General features: G+C 69.1%; 15 protein-coding genes and 1 riboswitch. Of the genes, 11 read left to right on the top strand and 4 right to left on the bottom strand.

Features of this window, described 5'->3' with window-relative positions:
• The 4 genes from fgd to ACNJ7K_RS05250 form a co-directional block, all read left to right on the top strand.
• Positions 1-918, top strand: a 918-nt coding sequence (fgd, locus tag ACNJ7K_RS05265; protein WP_487041310.1) for a glucose-6-phosphate dehydrogenase (coenzyme-F420), incomplete at its 5' end; no start/stop codon positions are given.
• A gap of 258 nt (positions 919-1,176) precedes the next feature.
• Positions 1,177-2,550 carry an MFS transporter gene (locus tag ACNJ7K_RS05260; protein ID WP_455409406.1) on the top strand — a complete coding sequence of 458 codons (1,374 nt, stop codon included), beginning with the start codon at positions 1,177-1,179 and terminating at the stop codon, positions 2,548-2,550.
• A gap of 96 nt (positions 2,551-2,646) precedes the next feature.
• Entirely contained in the window at positions 2,647-4,731 is a 2,085-nt protein-coding gene (gene pta, locus ACNJ7K_RS05255; protein WP_159417671.1) for a phosphate acetyltransferase, read from the top strand.
• Entirely contained in the window at positions 4,728-5,942 is a 1,215-nt protein-coding gene (locus ACNJ7K_RS05250) for an acetate/propionate family kinase (RefSeq protein WP_487041309.1), read from the top strand. The genes pta and ACNJ7K_RS05250 overlap by 4 nt, the downstream gene beginning before the upstream one ends.
• A gap of 7 nt (positions 5,943-5,949) precedes the next feature.
• On the opposite strand, the gene ACNJ7K_RS05245 is transcribed toward ACNJ7K_RS05250, so the two are convergent.
• From ACNJ7K_RS05245 to ACNJ7K_RS05235, 3 genes are read right to left on the bottom strand one after another with little or no spacing between them, the layout of a single operon-like run.
• Positions 5,950-8,355, bottom strand: a complete 2,406-nt coding sequence (locus ACNJ7K_RS05245; RefSeq protein WP_487041308.1) for a serine/threonine-protein kinase — start codon at positions 8,353-8,355, stop codon at positions 5,950-5,952.
• Between the two features lie 5 nt (positions 8,356-8,360).
• Complete coding sequence (locus tag ACNJ7K_RS05240; RefSeq protein WP_159417673.1) at positions 8,361-9,323, bottom strand: glutamate ABC transporter substrate-binding protein; 963 nt, start codon at positions 9,321-9,323, stop codon at positions 8,361-8,363.
• On the bottom strand, positions 9,320-10,672 hold the full coding sequence (locus ACNJ7K_RS05235) for a hypothetical protein (RefSeq protein ID WP_120280165.1): 1,353 nt from the start codon (positions 10,670-10,672) through the stop codon (positions 9,320-9,322). The genes ACNJ7K_RS05240 and ACNJ7K_RS05235 overlap by 4 nt, the downstream gene beginning before the upstream one ends.
• A gap of 137 nt (positions 10,673-10,809) precedes the next feature.
• On the opposite strand from ACNJ7K_RS05235, the gene ACNJ7K_RS05230 reads away from it, so the two are divergent.
• Positions 10,810-11,664, top strand: coding sequence for an NUDIX hydrolase (locus ACNJ7K_RS05230; protein WP_159417674.1), 855 nt, complete (start codon positions 10,810-10,812; stop codon positions 11,662-11,664).
• A gap of 65 nt (positions 11,665-11,729) precedes the next feature.
• Here ACNJ7K_RS05230 and thiE read toward each other — a convergent pair whose 3' ends face one another.
• Positions 11,730-12,419, bottom strand: coding sequence for a thiamine phosphate synthase (gene thiE, locus ACNJ7K_RS05225; protein WP_159417675.1), 690 nt, complete (start codon positions 12,417-12,419; stop codon positions 11,730-11,732).
• Positions 12,420-12,447: 28 nt separating this feature from the next.
• Positions 12,448-12,560: riboswitch (TPP riboswitch) on the top strand.
• On the opposite strand from thiE, the gene thiO reads away from it, so the two are divergent.
• The 6 genes from thiO (at position 12,557) to ACNJ7K_RS05195 (ending at position 17,019) form a co-directional block, all read left to right on the top strand.
• Positions 12,557-13,621, top strand: a complete 1,065-nt coding sequence (gene thiO, locus ACNJ7K_RS05220) for a glycine oxidase ThiO (protein WP_174246996.1) — start codon at positions 12,557-12,559, stop codon at positions 13,619-13,621. (Overlaps the previous riboswitch by 4 nt.)
• Complete coding sequence (gene thiS / locus ACNJ7K_RS05215) at positions 13,618-13,830, top strand: sulfur carrier protein ThiS (protein ID WP_006553656.1); 213 nt, start codon at positions 13,618-13,620, stop codon at positions 13,828-13,830. Before thiO ends, thiS begins: the two co-directional genes overlap by 4 nt.
• Positions 13,823-14,608: a thiazole synthase gene (gene thiG / locus ACNJ7K_RS05210; protein ID WP_159417676.1), complete on the top strand. Its 786-nt coding sequence runs from the start codon at positions 13,823-13,825 to the stop codon at positions 14,606-14,608. Before thiS ends, thiG begins: the two co-directional genes overlap by 8 nt.
• A 91-nt stretch (positions 14,609-14,699) precedes the next feature.
• On the top strand, positions 14,700-15,242 hold the full coding sequence (locus tag ACNJ7K_RS05205) for a hypothetical protein (protein ID WP_225623609.1): 543 nt from the start codon (positions 14,700-14,702) through the stop codon (positions 15,240-15,242).
• Between the two features lie 68 nt (positions 15,243-15,310).
• Positions 15,311-16,240 (top strand): ABC transporter ATP-binding protein, encoded by a 930-nt coding sequence (locus tag ACNJ7K_RS05200; protein WP_159417677.1) that lies wholly within the window; start codon positions 15,311-15,313, stop codon positions 16,238-16,240.
• Positions 16,240-17,019: an ABC transporter permease gene (locus ACNJ7K_RS05195; protein ID WP_120280162.1), complete on the top strand. Its 780-nt coding sequence runs from the start codon at positions 16,240-16,242 to the stop codon at positions 17,017-17,019. The genes ACNJ7K_RS05200 and ACNJ7K_RS05195 overlap by 1 nt, the downstream gene beginning before the upstream one ends.
• Positions 17,020-17,052: the final 33 nt, after the last annotated feature.

Below are 17,052 nucleotides of genomic sequence, written 5' to 3'. Positions count from 1 at the left end.
ATGGATTCGGCGACGGTGTCGGATCATTTCCAGCCGTGGCGGCACAACGGTGGGCACGCCCCGTTCTCGTTGGCGTGGATGACCGCCGTCGGCGAGCGCACCGAACGCCTGCAGCTCGGCACGAGTGTGCTCACGCCGACGTTCCGGTACAACCCGGCGGTGATCGCGCAGGCCTTCGCGACGATGGGGTGTCTGTATCCGGGGCGGATCTTCCTCGGCGTCGGCACCGGTGAAGCGCTCAACGAGATCGCCACCGGCTATGCCGGGGAGTGGCCGGAGTTCAAGGAACGCTTCGCCCGTCTTCGGGAGTCGGTGCGGTTGATGCGCGAGCTGTGGCGCGGGGATCGGGTGGATTTCGAGGGCGAGTACTACTCGACGAAGGGGGCGTCGATCTACGACGTGCCCGAGGACGGTATTCCGGTCTATGTCGCCGCCGGTGGCCCGGTCGTGGCCCGCTATGCCGGACGCGCCGGGGACGGGTTCATCTGCACCTCGGGTAAGGGCATGGAGCTCTACACCGACAAACTCCTGCCGGCCGTGGCGGAGGGCGCCGGGAAGGCGGAGCGGGATGTGGCGCAGATCGACAAGATGATCGAGATCAAGATCTCGTACGACACCGATCCGGGCAAGGCGTTGGAGAACACCCGGTTCTGGGCACCGTTGTCGCTGACGCCGGAGCAGAAGCATTCCATCGACGATCCGATGGAGATGGAGGCGGCGGCGGATGCGTTGCCGATCGAGCAGGTCGCCAAGCGGTGGATCGTGGCGTCGGATCCGGACGAGGCGGTCGAGCAGGTCAAGGCGTATGTCGATGCGGGGTTGAATCATCTGGTGTTCCACGCGCCGGGTCATGATCAGAAGCGGTTCCTGGAACTGTTCGAACGAGACCTCGCGCCGAGGCTTCGCGCACTCGCCTGACATCCGACCCACAAGGTGCCGCTTCTCCGCGATGGAGGAGCGGCACCTTTTTCTGTGTCGGGGCGGAATGTCGATGTTGTTTCACAACGGAACAGCGACGGGGTCCGGTGTCTACCTACGTTTGTTCCGACGCGGTGGCAACCGTCACACACATTGCCCGCCACCGCCGGACATCACAGCTCGGACGAGGCACACGCCGACCCCGATTCGAATCGAACCCAACGAGGCACCGTGATCACCGACAAATCTGCATCGACCATGCCGCAGTCAGAAGCGAAACCGGAGATGAACCCCCGCCGCGCATCGATCGCCGCGCTCCTCGGAGGGGCCCTGGAGTACTACGACTTCTTCGTCTACGGCGCTGCCGCCGCGCTCGTCTTCAACGTGCTGTTCTTCCCGGGCGGTAACCCCACCGTCGCCCTCATCGCATCCTTCGCCACCTTCGCCGTGGGTTACGTGGCACGGCCGGTGGGCGCCGTCGTCATGGGGCACTTCGGCGACCGGCTCGGCCGCAAACGCGTCATGCTCGCGACCGTCGTCCTGATGGGCGTCGCGTCCTTCGTCATCGGATGTCTTCCGACCTACGAGCAGGTGGGCATCCTCGCACCGATCCTGCTCGTGGCGATGCGTGTCCTGCAGGGCTTCTCGGCGGGCGCCGAATCGGCCGGGGCGTCGACGTTGACCGTCGAGCACTCGCCGGTGGGACGCCGTGGTTTCTTCACCAGCTTCGTGATGGTCGGCTACGCCGTGGGCTGCTCGCTCGCGACCGTCGTCTTCGTGCCCGTCTCGCTCCTGCCCGACGACGCGCTCTACAGCTGGGGCTGGCGGATCCCGTTCTGGCTCAGCGCAGTTGTCGTCGTCGTGACCTACTACGTTCGCAACCACCTGGACGAGACGCCGACCTTCACCGAGGTGAAGGAAGAGAGCGTCGTCCGCAAACTCCCCCTCGGCGACGTGTTCAAGTTCCACTGGCGCTCGGTGATCCGCGTGGCCGGCGCGTCCCTGATGGCGTCGGTCCAGACCCTCTTCGCCGTGTTCAGCCTGTCGTACGCCACCTCGATGGGTGTCGAGCACAGCGTGATGCTCACCGTCATCTCCGTCTCCATCGTACTGTCGATGTTCACGATCCCCGCGGCCGGCTACCTCTCCGACATCATCGGCCGCAAGCCGACCATGTTGATCGCCTCCGTCGGCTGCGCCGTGAGCCTCGCCGGATATCTGTGGGCGATCTCGACGACGAACATCCTGCTGATCTCCGTCGCCGCGTTCGTGAACATGTCGCTGTTCTTCAGCTGTTACAACGGCGTGTGGACGTCCTTCTTCGCCGAACAGTTCCCGGCGACCGTCCGCTTCACGGGGATGGCCGTGAGCAACCAGCTCGGCAACCTGCTGGCCGGCTTCTCGCCGATGGTCGCCGCGCTGATCCTGCTCCCCGGCGCGACGGGCTGGCTCCCGGTCGCGGTCTTCGGTGCGGTCGCGTGCTGCATCGCCGGTGTCGCGGTCCTCGGGCTGCGCGAGACGGCGAAGACCCCGACCGACCTGCTCGGGCTGTCGGCCGACGCCGAACCGGTGGAGGTCGTGGCGGACGCCGAGCACCCCGACACCCCGCGCGTGCTGCAGACCCAGTCCTGAGTTCCCGCGACTCCCACATGCCCGGCCGGACACCTCCGGCCGGGCATGTGCGCGGGTACACCGGGCGGAGCAAAGTTTGCAGTTAGGGTGGAATCCATGAGTGCTGCTGCAGGGTCCGTCTCGAGCATCTACATCGCAGCTCCGGAAGGGGACACCGGGAAATCGACCGTCGCCCTGGGGGTGCTGCAGACACTGTGCGCGTCCACCGCCCGCGTCGGTGTCTTCCGGCCCATCGCACGCTCCGACAGCGACATCGACTACATCCTCGAACTGTTGCTCGAACACACCACCGTCGACCTCGCCTACGAGGACTGCATCGGCGTCACCTACGACGACGTCCACGACGACCCGGACACCGCGCTCAGCGACATCGTCGGCAAGTACCACGCGGTGGCCGACCGCTGCGACGCCGTCGTCATCGTCGGCAGCGACTACACCGAGATCGCCAACCCCAGCGAGCTGTCGTACAACGCTCGCATCGCCGCGAACCTCGACGCCCCGGTGCTGCTCGTCCTGCGCGGTTCCCGCCGCACACCCGCCGAGATCGCCCAGCTCGCCGGGGTGTGTGCGAACGAGCTCGCGGGTCAGCACGCGCATCTCGGTGCGGTCGTGGTGAACCGCTGCGACCCCGACGCACTCGACGAGATCGCACAGGCACTCGGTGACCGCACCGAACCGGTGTGGACCCTCCCGGAGGTGCCCGCGCTGGTCGCGCCGACGATGGCCGAGCTGCAGACCGCGATCGGAGGCGAGCTCTACAGCGGCGACCCCGACCTGCTGCAGCGGGAAGCGCTGCGCATCATGGTCGGTGGCATGACCGCCGAGCGGATTCTGGAGCGCCTCACCGACGGTATCGTCGTGATCGCTCCCGCCGACCGCTCCGACGTCATCCTCGCGCTGGTCAATGCCAATGCCGCCGAAGGCTTCCCGACGCTCGCCGGCATCATCATGAACGGCGGTCTGCTGCCGCATCCGATGATCGCGGAGCTCGTCGCGGCTCTGAAGCCGTCGCTGCCGATCCTCACCACCGACCTCGGAACCTTCGATACCGCCTCGGCCGCCGACCGCACCCGCGGCCGCATGGCCCTCGGCGCGCAGCGCAAGATCGACACCGCTCTCGCGCTCATGGAACGGCACGTCGACGCGCACTCCCTGCTCGACCGACTGCGACTGCCGCGACCGTCCGTGACCACCCCGCAGATGTTCGAATACCAGCTCATCGACCGGGCGCGGGCCCAGCAACGCCACATCGTGCTGCCCGAGGGCGAGGACGATCGCGTCCTCAGAGCTGCCGGGCGTGTGCTCCAGCGCGGCATCGCGAAGCTCACGATCCTCGGCGACGAGGCGGCCGTCCGCCAGCGGGCGTCGGAACTCGGGGTGGACCTGTCGGAAGCGCAGATCCTCGACCCGCGCACCTCCGAGCACGCCGACCGGTTCGCGGAGGAGTACGCGCGGCTGCGTGCCCACAAGGGCATGACCGTCGATCGTGCACGCGAGATCATGCGCGACATCTCGTATTTCGGCACGATGATGGTGCATCTGGGCCTGGCCGACGGCATGGTATCGGGCGCGGCGCACACCACCGCCCACACGATCCGTCCCGCCCTCGAGATCATCAAGACCGAACCGGGTGTGTCCACGGTGTCGAGCATCTTCCTGATGTGCCTCGCCGACCGCGTGCTCGCGTACGGTGACTGTGCCGTCGTCCCCGACCCGACCGCCGACCAGCTCGCCGACATCGCGATCTCGTCCGCCGCGACCGCCGCCCGGTTCGGCATCGACCCCCGGGTCGCGATGCTGTCGTACTCCACCGGCGAATCCGGTTCGGGCGCCGACGTCGACAAGGTGCGCTCGGCCACGACGTTCGTGCGGGAGCGGCGAGCCGACCTGCTCGTGGAGGGGCCGATCCAGTACGACGCGGCGATCGAACCGACGGTCGCGAGCGCGAAGCTCCCCGACTCCGACGTCGCCGGTCGCGCCACGGTGTTCATCTTCCCGGACCTGAACACCGGCAACAACACCTACAAGGCCGTGCAGCGCAGCGCCGGTGCCGTCGCCGTCGGGCCGGTCCTGCAGGGCCTGAACAAGCCGGTCAACGACCTCTCGCGAGGCGCCCTGATCCAGGACATCGTCAACACCATCGCCATCACCGCGATCCAGGCGCAGGAGGAAGACGCGTGAGCAGCCCGAACCCGGCCACCGCAGGCACCGTACTGGTCCTCAACTCCGGATCGTCGTCGATCAAGTTCCAGCTGATCGAGCCGGAGAGTGGAAAGTCGCTGGCGCACGGACTGATCGAGCGGATCGGGGAGCCGGAGGGCCGGATCGTCTTCCACCACACGACGGGTGTGGACGAACGCAACGACGCCATCGCCGACCACCGGACGGGTCTGCGTGCGGTGCTCGAGATGCTCGAAGGGCTGGGCCGTCCGCTGCACGAGGTGGGCATCGTCGCCGTCGGACACCGACTCGTGCACGGCGGCAAGGTCTTCTACGAACCCACCCTGATCGACGACGATGTGGTCCGCGCTGTCGACGAACTGTCGATCCTTGCGCCCCTCCACAATCCGGCGAACGTCGTGGGAATGGAGGTCGCGCGGGAGGAACTTCCCGACATCCCCCACGTGGGTGTCTTCGACACCGCCTTCTTCCACGGTCTTCCGCCGCACGCGGCGACCTATGCGATCGACCGCGACATCGCGCACAAGCACGACATCCGGCGGTACGGATTCCACGGTACTTCACACGAATACGTGTCGGGGCGTGCCGCGGAGTTCCTCGGACGCGACATCGCGGACCTGAATCTGGTTGTGCTCCATCTGGGTAACGGTGCGTCGGCGTCGGCGGTCGCAGGTGGGAGCCCGATCGACACCTCGATGGGACTGACTCCGCTCGAGGGTCTCGTCATGGGCACGCGCAGCGGAGACATCGATCCGGGTGTCGTCATGCACCTCAGCCGGGCGGCCGGGTTGAAGGTCGACGCCATCGACGACCTGCTCAACCGGCATTCGGGCCTGAAGGGGTTGTCGGGTGTCAACGACTTCCGGGCCCTGCTGAAGCTCGTCGGCGAGGGCGACGAGGACGCGCGACTCGCGTACGAGGTCTACGTGCATCGCATCCGGAAGTACGTGGGCGCCTACACCTTCGAACTCGGCGGCGTCGACGCGATCGTGTTCACCGGTGGGGTGGGGGAGAACAACGTCGACGTCCGGCGCGACAGCCTCTCCGGCCTCGACCGGCTCGGCATCGTCGTCGACGACGCGCGCAACACCGCCGACGACGACGGGGAACGCCGGATCTCGGCCGACTCGTCGCAGGTGGAGGTGCTCGTGATCCCCACGAACGAGGAACTCGCCATCGCCCGCGCGGCCGTGCAGTTCGCCCGGCGCTGACTTCTGATCAGGTCAAACTACGCGGCCGGATCGCGTTCGCGAGGTCGACGAGGGTGTAACGGTGGGTGCGGGAGGGGGCGTTGCGCGCCAATTGCCGCAGCGCCGCCTCGGTGCCCAGACGTAGTCCCTTCTCGGTGAACGGTACGTCGAGGATGCGGTCGTACTCGCGACTCGACGCCCGGCCGCTGCGCACCCATTCGAGCGCGGTCCCGAGGACCAGTGCGCGCATCTGCAGGGCGCGACCCTCGTCGGGAGGCAGCGACGCGATCCGGTGCGCGGCCTCCCGAAGGTCCGCCTCGGAGATTTCCTCGACGCGGCCGCCTCGTAACAGGACCAGGGCGGCGGTCATGGTCGCTGCACTGTGGTGCCGGGAGGTCGTGGGGACCTCGTCGAGCACGTCGACGGCGGCACGGATCTCGTCACGGGCGGTGAGCTGGCGTGCCAACCCGAAGGCCGCGCTGACGACGGCATGATCGGTGCGCCACACGACCCGGTAGGACTGCTCGCAGAAGCGTCGCCACGCGTCGGGGTCGTCGCTCTCCCAATGCTGCAGCGTCAGTTCGGCGGTGGCCCCGAGTGCGATCTTCGGGGCGATCTCGCCCGGAAGAGCCTGCAGCACCTTGTCGAATCGGGCGAACGCTGCCTCGTAGTCGTCCTGCAGCAGTTCGGCGATGCCGGCGTACCAGTCCATGCGCCAGTCGTCGCCGAACTCGCGCTCGAGGCGGGTGAGGATCTCCACCGCGCTGTCGACCTGCCCGAGATCGAGATGGGCGCGGACCTCGGCGAGGGTGATCTCCTTGGAGAACGACACATCGGATGCCCCGACGACCCGGCCGACCCCGTTCTCGCGCGCGTGCCGGAGCGAGTCGAGGGTCTGCTGCGGTTCGCTGTGCACCGCCGCGGCGAGGAGCGCGGCACTCGGATCGTTGGGGTCGAGCAGCGGGACGGGTAGCGCCGCCGCGACATCCTGACCCCGCAGTTTGGGGTCGCGCTCGATCCCGTCGGCGTACACGTCGGTGGGGACGAGCGCCTCGTCGGTGCCGAAGGTCGTGCGGGGCGGGCTGAACAGCCGGGACAGTCCGGGATGTTCGGTGCCGAGTTTCTTCGACAGGATCTCGCGCAGCACACCGGTGAGCTGTCCCTGCAGTTCGTCGGCGGACGAGAAGCGCTGCTGCGGATCGGGGTTCGTGGCCCGCAGGAGCAGGCGGTGGAAGGAGTCGAACTCGTCGAGCAGGGGAGCCTGCTCGGGGGTGGGCAGACCGTCGCGGTACCGGCCCTTGTCCGACGGCATGTCGAGGGTGAGGACCGCGAGTGTGCGTCCGACCGTATAGATGTCGCTCGCGACCGTCGGCCCGGTCCGGACGATCTCGGGTGCCTGATATCCCGGCGTCCCGTACAGATAGCCGTATCCCTCGATCGCGGAGACGGCACCGAGGTCGATGAGTTCGATCTGCTCGTCGGTGACCATGATGTTCTCGGGCTTGAGGTCGTTGTAGACCAGTCCGATGTCGTGCAGATACTGCAGTGCCGGAAGCACTTCGAGCATGTACCCGATGGCCTGCTCGACCGGGATGCGGTTCGGTGGAGGATAGTTGTCGAGCACGGTACGCAGGGTGTGACCACCCAGGTACTCCATGACGATGTACCCCATCGGGGTGCCGTCGGGTGAGGGGTGCTCGACGAAGTTGTAGATCTGCACGATGCTCGGATGGCTGACCTCGGCCAGGAACTGGCGTTCGGCCACCGCGACCGCCTGCGCCTCGGCGTCGCCACCCTGCAGCAGGCCCTTCAACACCACCCAGCGGTCGCTCACGTTGCGGTCGATCGCGAGATAGATCCACCCGAGTCCGCCGTGTGCGAGACAACCCTGCACCTCGTACTGCCCGGCGACGAGATCCCCGCGGTGCAAGGCCGGAGTGAACTGGAAATGTGTTCCGCACTGGGGACAATCGCCTTCGGTGGGGCCCGGCCCCGACGGAGTGCTGCGTCCCACCGGTTGTCCGCACTTCGAGCAGAACCTCTTGCCCTCGGAGACGTGGGGATCGCGGAGGACGGCGTCGACCGGATCCTTCGTGGTGGGGACCGGCACGTCGACGAGGCCGGCGATGCGGCGACGCTGGGTGCCGCGCGGCCGGACGCGACGGCTCGACGAGCGCTGGGAGGACGAGCCGGACCAGATCGACGAGCGCTGGGTGGATTCGGGCCGCGTGGTGGGGACGGGGCCGCGTTCGGTGGCAGGTCCGGCATCCCAGGCCGCCCGCGCGGTAGCCGGTCCCGAGTCGCTCGTCGACGGCTCGGTCGCGGGTCCGGAATCCGCCGCACGCCTGGTGGCGGGCCCGGAGTTCACTGCCCGTTCCGTGGCAGGGCCGGAATCGACCGACGGGGTGTCGGCCGGTTCGGGTTCGTCGGACATGGCCGTCACTCCCGGTAGTTCGGTGTCGGGGGTGACGGAGTGGGACCGAGCACCCGCAGGTACTTCTCGTACAGCGCCGTCCACGTCCCGTCGGAACGGATCCTTTCGAGGGTGGCGTTGACGAACCGTACGAGCTCGTCGCTGCCCAGCCGGATTCCGATTCCGTACGGCTCCGATCCCAGGGAGGGGCCGACGAGTTCGAGATAGGGGTCCTGCGAGGCGAGTCCGGCGAGGATCGTGTCGTCGGTGCTCACGGCGTCGACCTGCTGTTGCTGGAGAACGACGAGGCAGTCGGCCCACGACGGCACGGTGAGGATCGACGCCGACGGCTGCACCTCCCGCATCCGGAGCAGCGAGGTCGTGCCCTCGACGATGCACACGCGCCGGCCGGCGAGATCGGCGGCGGAGCGGATGTCGGATCCCCGGACGACGAGCACACGCTGCTGGGCCCGGAAGTACTCGGTGGAGAAGTCGACCTTCTCGCGACGGGCGCACGTGATGCTCATGGTCTTCGCGACGATGTCGACGGTGGAGTCCTGCAGCGCCTTCTCACGCTCGGCCGACGACAGGATGCGGTAGTCGACGAGAGCGGGATCGCCCAGGAGGTCGCGGGCGATCTCGCGCGCGATGTCGACGTCGAAACCGGTGATGCGCCCGGTCGCGGTGTCGCGGTAGCTCATGAGGTTGCTGCCGGTGTCGAGACCGACGATCAGCCGGCCGCGCGTGCGGATCCGATCGATCGCAGGCCCGGTGGCATCCGGGTCCGGGGGGAGGGATGCGGTGGGATCGCCGCAGTCGGGGGCGGGCGGTGTGGCCACCGAGGACTCGAGCATCCGCGCGTTCTCAGGGAGCGGGAGGGAGGTCGTCGTCCCCTGGAGGCCGGGGGCGCGCGGTGGGGGATCGGTCGCGCACCCGCCGGCGAGTGCGGCGACGACGCACAGGCTCGCAACGAGAACGCGCTTTCTCACTGGTACTCCTTCAACCGGGGCCGGAGGCCGACCCACACGCCGACCAGCGCCACCGTCAGCAGCACCACGGACATCGGTGCGAGGCCGGCGAGGGTGCGGGAGGCGCGGAACTCGTTGTCGCGCAGTTCGGTGCGGGTGTCGTCGATTCCTTCCGTCAGAGCGGCATCGAGAGCGACGAACCGCGCGGTGGACTCACCGGGACCTGCGCCGACCGCGAGGACCGAGGCCGCTGCGTAGTCGCCGCGGACGAGGGCGTCGACCATGCGTGCATGCGAGTTGATCCAGGCCTCGTGCGCCGACCGGGCGGTCTCCACCGCCTCGGCGCCGGCCTCGAGGGCGGAATCGCGAGCGTACTCGTCGAGGATGTCGCCGAGTCGCGACATGTTGGTCCCGAAGGTGTCGTCGTACGCGCCGGTCGTGTCGCGCCGGGCGATCAGCAGGGTCTCGGCGGTACGCGACTGCTGGGCGAGGATCCGTCCCTCGGTGAGATCGGCGAGCGGTGCCGCACCGCGCTCGATGGCGCGTTCGGTGGCACTCGACGAGGCCAGGCCGGCGACGAGCAACCAGCACAGCAGCGCACCGGTCGCGCCGATCGCGACGAGGATTCCGGGATTGAGGGTGCGACGAGAGCGGCGGCTCACGACGACGTGCGCCACGCACAGGGCGGCGACCGTGACGAGGAGCAACCCGATCGCGAGCCAGGGTGGTCGCACCGCGTCGCGCTGGGTGTCCTCGACGGCGGCGACGCCGCGCGTGTGCAGTTCCTGCGCAGCGGGGAGCAGTTCGGTCTGCATCAGGTGCGACGCCTCGCCGAGATATGCGGCGCCGACCGGATGCCCGGTGCGGTTGTTGGTGCGAGCCGTCTCGATGAGGCCCGTGTAGACGGGCAGCAGTCGCCCGATCTCCGTCAGATTGTGTGCGGTCTCGCGGTCGGCGTCGGTCAGTCCGGTCGCTGCGATGACGAGATATTCCGCGGCTTCGTCGGTCGCCTGGATGTAGCGACTGCGCACCGCCTCCGGTTCGAGTCCGCCCGAGATGAAGCCCGTCACGGCGGCGGCGTCGGCCACCGACAGCGCGCTGTAGAGATTCTGGGCCGCGCTGGCCAGCGGCTCGATGGACGCGAGGAGACGATCGTGGGTGGCCTGCCTGCCGGACACCATCGTTGCGGAGACCGCTGCCGAGGCGACGAGCAGCACGGTGAGCACCACCCCCAGGACCACCAACCGGACCGGCGTGGATCGCAGCAGGGCACGGGCGTCGTCGAACCGGGCGTCCGGAGTGTCCGTATCGGCGTCGTCGCGGATGTGGCTCTCGACAGGAGCGAAGGGAGGGGTGATCCGTACGTCCACCGGGCACTCCCTTCCTCGTGTCGAGCGGTCTGAGGGGAGCATATAAGCAGCCCGGCGGTATTGTTGCCGTCCACGGACGGCGGGGATCCGGTACCGGGCACAGGCCCGGACGAGGGCGGGTCGGAGAGGCGGACGCAATGCGTGGAGACGGTGACGGCTGGGCGGTCGGACCGGACGGTGAGAAGCGCTGGGGACGACACGGTGCCGCAGGTCTGCTGCTGCGCGCTCCGCTCGCGGACGGTCGCCCCGCGGTTCTCCTGCAGCATCGGGCGGCATGGTCGCACCAGGGTGGCACCTGGGCACTTCCCGGCGGAGCCCGCGACTCGCACGAGAGCACCGTCGACGCCGCCGTGCGGGAGGCCCACGAGGAGGCCGGCATCGATGTCGCGGCCGTGACGGTGCGCGCCGAACGTGTCACCTCCGGTCTCGCGGGCGGATGGACCTACACCACCGTCGTCGCCGACGCCACCGAAACGCTCGTGACCAGCCTCAACCAGGAGAGCACCGAACTGCGCTGGGTGCCCGAACCGGAGGTTGAGGCGATGGCGCTGCACAGCGGCTTCGCCGAGGCGTGGCCGTCGCTGCGCACCTCACCGGTACGCATGCTGCTCGACACCGCGAACGTGCTCGGTGCGAGCGGCCCCACCGGATGGTGGCGCGACCGCCCCGGCGCCACGAGCGCCCTGCTCGCCGACCTCGCCGCGGTCCTGCCCCGCACGGTCGAATTTCCCGACGGGACGTTCGGTTGGGTCCCCCGCGTCGAAGCGGTCCTCGAAGGGCATGCCCGCGACGCGACGATCGACGACGTCCGGATCCCGGTGCACAGCGCGGACGGCAGCGGCGACGACGAACTGGCCCGGCTGGCCTCCACCGCGACGGCCGTGGTGGATCCGGGGGTGACGGTCGTGGTCACCGCGGATCGCGGCCTGCGCGCACGGTTGCCCGAGGGCACGATCGCGATGTCGCCCTCGGCCGTGCTGGGCTGGCTGTAACGCCTCAAGCCGGCAAGTGCGGTCTTACCCGCCTTTCAGGCCGGCGTGCGGTCTTCCGCCGCCTTTCAGGCCGGCAGTGCGGCCTTCAGTGCTGCCGCGGCTGCGCGCGGATCGGAGGCCTTCGTGATCGCCCGGACCACCGCGACCCGCGTGGCCCCGGCGTCGAGCACCTCGGGGAGCCGCTCGAGATCGATGCCGCCGATCGCGAACCACGGTCGTGCCGGCTGCGACTGCGCGACCTCGCGCGTCACCTCCAGCCCCGCCGCGGTCCGTCCCGGCTTGGTCGGGGTGTCCCACACCGGCCCGGACGCGAAGTAGTCGACGCCCTCCTCGATGTCGGCGAGCGCGGCCTGCGCCCGACTCGACGTCGAGCGGCCGATGACGATCTCGTCGCCGAGGATCTGCCGCGCGTGCCGCACCGGTAGATCGCCCTGACCGAGATGCAGGATGTCGGCGCCCGACGCGAGCGCGATGTCGGCGCGGTCGTTCACGGCGAGGAGCGCACCGTGGCGTGCACACGCCTCGCCGATGATCTCGAGGGCGGCGAGTTCCTCGCGTGCCTCGAGGCGTCCGAACTTCTTCTCGCCGGCCGAGTCCTTGTCGCGCAACTGGACGATGTCGACCCCACCGGCGAGGGCCTCCTCGACGAACCGTGCGAGGTCGCCGGTGTCCCGGCGAGCGTCGGTGCACAGGTACAACCGGGCGGTCGCGAGGCGGCCGCGCGGGTCGGGATGGTTGCCGCGATAGGTGGTCACGACCAAGACGGTAGCCTCTAGGCAGAAAGTGTGACGACACGGGAGTCCCGAGGTTCGCGGGGCTGAGAGGGGGCCTGCCGGCCCCGACCGTTATGACCTGACCCGGATCATGCCGGCGCAGGGAGTGAGGTGGACCAATGGCAACTGTGGCCGTCGTGGGTGGCGGAGTGATCGGGCTGTCGATCGCATGGCGCGCAGCCCGCTCGGGGCACATCGTGACCGTGCACGACCCGAATCCCGGTAGCGGCGCCTCGTGGGTGGCCGGCGGGATGCTGGCCCCGCTGTCCGAGGGTTGGCCCGGTGAGGATCACGTGCTGTCCCTGGGTGCGGCCTCGCTCGACCGCTGGCCCGGATTCGCGGAGGCACTGCGCGCGGAGACCGGCGTCGACGTGTTCACCGCCGAGGCATCGCTGACCGTCGCGCTCGACGCGGCGGACGCCGCCGACCTGCGGACCGTCGCCGAGTGGGTCGGGGAGCGGGGGCACGAGATGCGTCTGCTCTCCCGTGCGGAGATCCGGGAGTTCGAGCCGTCGCTCGGCCCGAAGGTGCGTCTCGGACTGCTCGCGCCCACCGAGTCGTCGGTCGACAACCGCGCGCTCGTCGACGCCCTGCGCGTCGCGGCCACCGGGGCCGGGGTGCGTTTCTCCGACGCCGCCGTCCACGACCTCGCCGACCTGCCCGACGATCAGGTGGTGCTCGCCGCCGGCTCGGCGTCGGCGCGACTGTGGCCGGGGCTTCCGGTCCGTCCGGTCAAGGGCGAGATCCTGCGCCTGCGGGTGCGGCCGGGCGCGACCCCGCCGCCGCAGCGCACCGTGCGCGCGAGTGTCCACGGCCGCCCCGCCTATCTGGTGCCCCGCCACGACGGTCTCGTCGTGGGCGCGACGCAGTACGAGGCGTCCGACACGCAGGTCACGGTGGCCGGGGTGCGCGATCTGATCGCCGACGCCGAGCGGATCTTCCCGGCGCTCGGCGAGTACGAACTGTTCGAGGCGAGTGCGGGCCTGCGTCCGATGACCCCCGACAACCTGCCGCTGATCGGCCGGCTCTCCGATCGTGTCGTCGCCGCGACCGGCCACGGCCGCAACGGTGTGCTGCTCACGCCGCTCACCGTCGACGCGGTGCTCGCCGAACTCGGTGGGCGGTCGCTGGCCGACGCGCAATACGCCTGTCCTGGACGAATTACGGAAGCGAGTGTGGGATGACGAACGTGTCCGTGGGCATCACCGTCAACGGTGAGGACAAGTACTACGACGCGGCCCCGACCGTGTCGCAGCTGCTGAACGAGCTCGGTCTGCCCGAGAAGGGCATCGCGGTCGCCGTCGACGGTGTGGTGTGCCCGCGCGGCCGCTGGTCGGAGCCGGTCACGCGCGGAGCGAGCATCGAGATCCTCACGGCGGTCCAGGGTGGCTGACACACACGATCCCGGCGCCGACCTGCCGCAGCTGACCATCGCCGGCCGCACCTTCGGGTCGCGGCTGATCACCGGCACCGGTGGCGCGGCGAACCTGGCCGTGCTCGAGGAGGCGCTCGTCGCGTCGGGCACCGAGCTGACCACCGTCGCGATGCGCCGCGTCGACGCGGCCTCCGGAACCGGTGTCCTCGACCTGTTGCGCCGCCTCGGCATCGAACCGCTGCCGAACACCGCCGGGTGCCGCGGCGCGAAGGAGGCCGTGCTGACCGCGCAGCTCGGGCGGGAGGCGCTGGAGACCGACTGGGTGAAGCTCGAGGTCATCGCCGACGAACGGACGTTGCTGCCCGACGCCATCGAACTCGTCTCCGCGGCCGAACAACTCGTCGACGACGGCTTCGTCGTCCTGCCGTACACGACCGACGATCCCGTCCTCGCGCGACGCCTCGAGGACGTCGGTTGTGCTGCGGTGATGCCGCTCGGCTCGCCGATCGGGACCGGCCTCGGTATCTCGAACCCGCACCACATCGAGATGATCGTCGAGGCTGCGGGTGTGCCGGTGATCCTCGACGCGGGAATCGGAACCGCCTCCGACGCGGCGCTCGCGATGGAACTCGGTTGCGACGCCGTGCTGCTCGCGACCGCCGTCACCCGCGCGAAGGATCCGGCGCTGATGGCGTCGGCCATGCAGCACGCGGTCGAAGCAGGATTCCGTGCCCGGCACGCCGGCCGGATCCCGAAACGCTTCTGGGCCCAGGCATCTTCGCCGATGGAGCCGTGACCGCTACGGGAAACCCCTGAGCACCTTCGTGTTCAGGGGTTTTCCGATTATCGCGCGACGGGATACCGATCGGTATGTACGATCCCCGGGCATGACAATTGCACACCGAATCCTTTCCGCCGCGGCTGCCGGGCTCATGGGTGTCGCCGTCGCCGTCACGGCACCGGGCGTGGCAGGCGCCCAGGAGCCGTGCCAGCTGAGCCGGTCGAACACCGGACCGAGGACGTGCGAGATGACGCAGCTGGCCACGCCTCCCGTGCTGACACTGGGCGACGGCATCTGCGCCGGCATCGTGCGCGCGGGTGGAACCGCCTTCGACGGCCCGCTCGACGAGTCCTACGCGATCTACTCGGTGGCGGGCGCCACCCACGGGATCGAACTGCGGATCACGCAGGGCTACTCGCTTCTCGGCGAGTGGACGCCGAGCATCCTGAACTGCGACGTCACCGTCGCTTTCGACTGGCACAATCTCGACACCGGTGCCCGCGGTACGGAGACCCGCTTCGTGCCGGCCTTCCACACGAGCACCCGGCCGTTGTTCATGCACGTGTTCCCCGGACCGGGCCGCGTCGCCCTGACGATGCGTACCGAGCGACCGAGCATCCCGGTCACCACGGAGGTCTTCGTCCCCTGACGCACCGCGTGCGGCTCCGGGGTGTGTGATCGGATGCGCTCGCCGGAGCCGCACGTAGGGTGGTGCGCATGATCGAAGTGACCGGCTTGACCAAGACCTTCGGGTCCACGACCGCGGTCGACGACCTGACGTTCACGGTCCGTCCCGGCATCGTCACCGGCTTTCTCGGCCCCAACGGCGCGGGGAAGTCCACCACGATGCGCATGATCCTGGGGCTGGACCGGCCGACCTCGGGAACCGCACTGATCGAAGGGAAGCCGTACAGCGAGCTGACACGGCCGCTCACCACTGTCGGGGCGTTGCTCGACGCGAAGTGGGTGCATCCCAACCGGTCGGCGCGGTCGCATCTCGCGTGGCTGGCCGCGTCGAACGGTCTGCCCGCCTCGCGCGTCGACGAAGTGCTGCGCCAGGTGGGTCTGACGGAGGTTGCGGGCAAGCGCGCCGGCGGCTTCTCGCTCGGCATGTCGCAGCGACTCGGTCTCGCCGCCGCACTGCTCGGCAACCCGCGCGTGCTGCTGTTCGACGAACCGGTCAACGGCCTCGACCCCGAGGGCATCGTGTGGATCCGGCGGTTCATGCAGGCGCTCGCCGCGGAAGGCCGCACGGTGCTCGTGTCCAGCCACCTGCTCTCGGAGATGGCGCAGACTGCCGAACATCTCATCGTCATCGGCCGTGGACGGCTCATCGCCGACACCTCGGTGAAGGCGTTCGTCGACCGCGCCTCCGACTCGTTCGTCGTCGTGCGCAGCCCGCAGCTCGACGAGCTGCGCATCGCGCTCACCGAGCGCGGACACACCGTGCGGGAGGACGACGGTGCCCTGCACGTCTCGGGCGCTCCGGCCGCGGAGATCGGCGAACTCGCCGCGACCCGGTCGATCGTGCTGCACGAACTCGCGGGACGCAACGCGTCACTCGAGGAAGCGTTCATGAAACTCACCGGTGGCGAGGTCGAATACCACGGATCCGGAGTCGACGACGTCATGAAGGGTGGACTGTGATGAGTACGGCGCTCGACACACTGCGGGCCGAACGGATCAAGCTCACGTCGGTGCAGTCTCCGCTGTGGTGCACCGTCGTCATCGTCGCCCTCGGCCTGGGTCTGGCCGCGATCCTCGGGTCGGTCTCCCGCGCATCGGCCGGGATGGACGACGAACTGGGACGGTTCTATCCGACCGTGGACGTCGCGGTCAGCGGCGTCACCGGCTTCGGCGTGCTGGTGCTCATGATCCTCGCGGCCCTGTCGGTCACCAGCGAGTACCGCTTCGGGGTCATCCGCACGACCTTCCAGGCCACCCCGAACCGCACCCTGCTCCTGACGATGAAGGCGCTGCTCATCGGCGTGCTGGGCGCGGTGCTGACACTCGCGGTCTCGTTCGGTGCCTTCTACCTCGCGAAGGCGCTGGCCGGGCCCGACGCGGGTCGCGAACTCGTCCTCAGCGGCGACACGGCGTGGCGCGCGGTCTACGGCACCGCGATCTACGCGTTCCTGTGCGTCTTCCTCGCGATCGGTGTGGGCACGCTGCTGCGGCAGTCGGCCGGCACGATCGCGCTGCTGATGCTGTGGCCGCTGCTGCTCGAGTCGTTGTTCGCGTTGTTCGGTTCGGTGGGGCGCGAGATCCAGCCGTTCCTGCCGTTCGCGAACGCGAACAATTTCCTGGGCATCGGGCAGGGCATCGAATTCCATTGGGGTCCATGGGGTTCGCTCGTGTACTTCGCGGCCTTCTCGTTCCTGGTGTTCGCGGCCTCGCTCGTGGTGGTCAACCGCCGCGACGCCTGAGGTTCCGCCTCGGCACGCCCGAGGTACTGCTTC

This window comes from Rhodococcus shunpengi (assembly GCF_048381395.1).
In the GTDB taxonomy this organism is placed as follows: Bacteria; Actinomycetota; Actinomycetes; order Mycobacteriales; family Mycobacteriaceae; genus Rhodococcus.
Note: the sequence above shows the minus strand (reverse complement) of the source record. Positions and strands in the feature narration are given on the sequence as shown.